We start from the raw sequence: 3,451 nt of genomic DNA, 5'->3' as shown, positions 1-3,451 counted from the left end.
ACCTTCGTGCGCGCGCTGGCGCAGGCCGCCTGCCGGGCCTTGAAGATCGACCCGGCGCCGGTGCTGGAGCGACTGCCCGAGCTCGACAGCGGCGCGCTCAGCCAGCTCGAGCGCGGCCTGAACGCACCGTTTCGCGAACGCGGTGTGCGCCGCGAATCGGCCGAGATGCCAGGCGCCAGCCGCGCCGTGCTGCTGGTTGTGGTGGTGCTCGTGCTGGGCACGCTGGGCTTCTTGTTCTGGCCGGCGAATTGGCACCTGCCCAGCCTGCTGACAACCTCGTCGTTGCCGCCATCGGTCACCGGCGATACGCCGCCCGTCAACATCAGTGCGCCGCTCAGTGTGCCGGGCACGCCGGCCAGCGCGGTCACGGCCGCTGAACCCGCCTTCCCGRCGCCGGCTCTGCCCACCGCGGGCTTGCCGACGACGCARTTGCCTTCGCCGACGGGGGTGTCGCGCGCGCCAGCAACAACGCCGGCACCGGCAGCCTCAGCGCCCGGCGTGCGTAGCAGTGTCGCGTCGGCGCCCGTCAGTGCCTTGCCGGTGCCGGCGGCGTCTGCGGTCGCGGCCGTGCCGGGTGGCACCTTGCTGCAACTGCGCGCCAACAAGCCGTCGTGGGTCGAGGTGGTGGATGGCCGCTCGCAGGTGCTGCTGGCGCGAACGCTGGCCGCCGGTGAAGCCGTGGGCTTCGATGGGGTCTTGCCGCTGCGTGTCAAGATCGGCAACGCGTCGGGTACCGACGTGAGTTTCCGTGGCCGACCGCTGGATCTGGCCCCCCAAACCCGCGACAACGTGGCGCGGCTGGATTTGAAATGACGAGTGGGCGAATGACTGCACAGCTGGACCCGACCCAAGCCCTGGACGACGAGCAACCCATCGTGCCGGCAGCCCCCGCTGCCCGCCGTAGCCGCCAGGCCCGCGTGACTTGGGGCGATCGCGTCGTCACCGTGGGCGGCGATGCACCGGTGCGCGTGCAGTCGATGACCAACACCGACACGGTCGACGTGATCGGGACGGCGATCCAGGTCAAGGAACTGGCCATTGCCGGCTCCGAGATGGTGCGCATCACGGTCAACACGCCGGAAGCGGCCGCGGCGGTGCCGCACATCCGCGACCAGCTCGACCGCATGGGCATCGACGTGCCGCTGATCGGCGACTTCCACTACAACGGCCACCGCCTGTTGACGGATCACCCGGCCTGCGCCGAGGCGCTGTCGAAGTACCGCATCAACCCCGGCAACGTGGGCAAGGGTGACAAGCGCGACAAGCAGTTCGCCCAAATGGTCGAGGCCGCTTGCCGCTACGACAAGGCGGTGCGCATYGGCGTCAACTGGGGCTCGCTCGACCAGGAGCTGCTGGCCTCGCTGATGGACGACAACCACCTGCGCGCCAACCCATGGGATGCGAAGCAGGTGATGTACCAGGCGTTGGTGCAATCGGCGCTGCAGTCGGCCCAGGCCGCGCGCGACGTCGGGCTGGACCCGAACCAGATCATCATCAGCTGCAAGGTCAGCGGTGTGCAGGACCTGGTCTCGGTTTATCAGGCCCTCGGCCAGCGCTGCGACTACGCGCTGCACCTGGGCCTGACCGAGGCCGGCATGGGCACCAAGGGCACGGTGGCCTCGGCCGTTGCGCTGTCGGTGCTGATGCAGCAAGGCATTGGCGACACGATCCGCGTCTCGCTGACGCCGCAGCCCGGCGAGGCCCGAACCCAAGAGGTGGTGGTCGCGCTTGAGATCCTGCAGTCGCTGGGCCTGCGCAGCTTCAACCCCAGCGTCACCGCCTGCCCCGGCTGCGGCCGCACGACCAGCACCACCTTCCAGGAGCTGGCCAAGCAGATCGACGATTTCCTGCGGGCGCAGATGCCCGTCTGGCGCGCCCGCTACCCTGGCGTCGAAGAGATGAAGGTGGCCGTGATGGGCTGCATCGTCAACGGCCCGGGCGAGAGCAAGCACGCCAACATCGGCATCAGCCTGCCGGGCACCGGCGAAGCTCCGGCCGCGCCGGTCTTCATCGACGGCGAAAAGGCGATGACGCTGCGCGGCGAAGGCATCGCGCGCGAGTTCCAGACCATCGTCGAGCAGTACATCGAGCGCCGCTACGGCACGGTGACCGCCGCGCATTGACGCGGCCCTGATTCACCTCTGCTCACCGGGCGCGGCCTGAGCCGCGCACATCAGCTTTCGCGCCGGCCCGACTCTGGCTAGCTGGCCCATCCTTCCGAGATCACATGGCTGACATTCTCCAAGCCGTCAAAGGCATGAACGACATCCTGCCGGGGAGCATTCCGCGCAAGGACAAGCTCCCCGATTCCGCGCTCTGGCAGTGGTTCGAAACCGTTGCCCGATCAGTGCTAGCGCGGTACGGTTACCAGTACATCCTGACCCCGACAGTTGAACCCACCGCGCTGTTCGTGCGGGGCCTCGGTGAGGTCACCGACATCGTCGAGAAGGAGATGTACTCCTTCACTGATTCGATGAACGGAAGCCAACTGACGCTGCGCCCCGAAGCCACCGCCGGCATCGTGCGCGCGATGGTCGAGCACAACGCGCTCTACAACGGCCCGCTGCGGTTGTGGACGATGGGCGCGATGTTCCGCCACGAGAAACAGCAAAAGGGCCGCTATCGCCAGTTCCACCAGCTTGATGTCGAGGCGCTGGGCTTCGCCGGGCCGGACGTGGATGCCGAGATCATCCTGATGGTGCGGCGGCTGTGGAAAGAGCTCGGCCTCGTCGAGGGCCAGCACGTGCGTCTGGAGCTGAACAGCCTGGGCCAGCCGGCCGAGCGCGCCGCGCACCGCGCGGCGTTGATCGCCCACTTCGAGGCCCACGCCGACCAGTTGGACGAAGAGGCCAAGCGCCGCCTGCACACCAACCCGCTGCGCATTCTGGACACCAAGAACCCGGCGATGCAGGCGATGGTCGAAGCCGCGCCGAAGCTGATGGACTTCCTCGGCGAAGAGACGCTGGCGCACTTCAATGCGGTGCGGTCGATCCTCGACGCCGCGGGCCTGGAATACCGCGTCAACACCCGCCTGGTTCGCGGCATGGACTACTACAACCTGACGGTCTTCGAGTGGGTCACCGACCATCTGGGCTCGCAGGGCACGGTCTGCGGCGGCGGCCGCTACGACGGGCTGATCGCACAACTGGGCGGCAAGAGCGCGCCGGCGGTGGGTTTCGGCCTGGGCATCGAACGGCTGTTGCTGCTGATCCAGGAACTGGGCCTTCCGGTGCCCAGCGGTGCGCCGGACGTCTATGCGGTGATCCCCGACGCAAGCGCGTTGCCGCAGGCGTTGGTCGCGATCGAGGCACTGCGTGCTGCGGGCGTGGCCGTGCAGATGCACGCCGGTGGCGGCAACTTCAAGGCGCAGTTCAAGAAGGCCGATGCGAGCGGTGCCCGCTTCGCGCTGGTCTTCGGTGGCGACGAGATGGCGCGGGGCACGGTGAGCGTG

General features: G+C 68.3%; 3 protein-coding genes. All 3 read left to right on the top strand.

Features of this window, described 5'->3' with window-relative positions; genetic code table 11:
- Positions 1-813, top strand: an 813-nt coding sequence (locus AC1DYI_RS29950) for a RodZ domain-containing protein (RefSeq protein ID WP_477207765.1), incomplete at its 5' end; no start/stop codon positions are given.
- Between the two features lie 11 nt (positions 814-824).
- Entirely contained in the window at positions 825-2,123 is a 1,299-nt protein-coding gene (ispG, locus tag AC1DYI_RS29945; RefSeq protein WP_477207764.1) for a flavodoxin-dependent (E)-4-hydroxy-3-methylbut-2-enyl-diphosphate synthase, read from the top strand.
- Between the two features lie 104 nt (positions 2,124-2,227).
- The coding region (gene hisS, locus AC1DYI_RS29940) for a histidine--tRNA ligase (RefSeq protein ID WP_477207763.1) at positions 2,228-3,451 on the top strand (1,224 nt) is incomplete at its 3' end.

This window comes from Ideonella sp. P3_A4 (assembly GCF_056403075.1).
The sequence above is the reverse complement of the archived record's forward strand: the minus strand, read 5'-3'. Positions and strand labels throughout refer to the sequence as shown.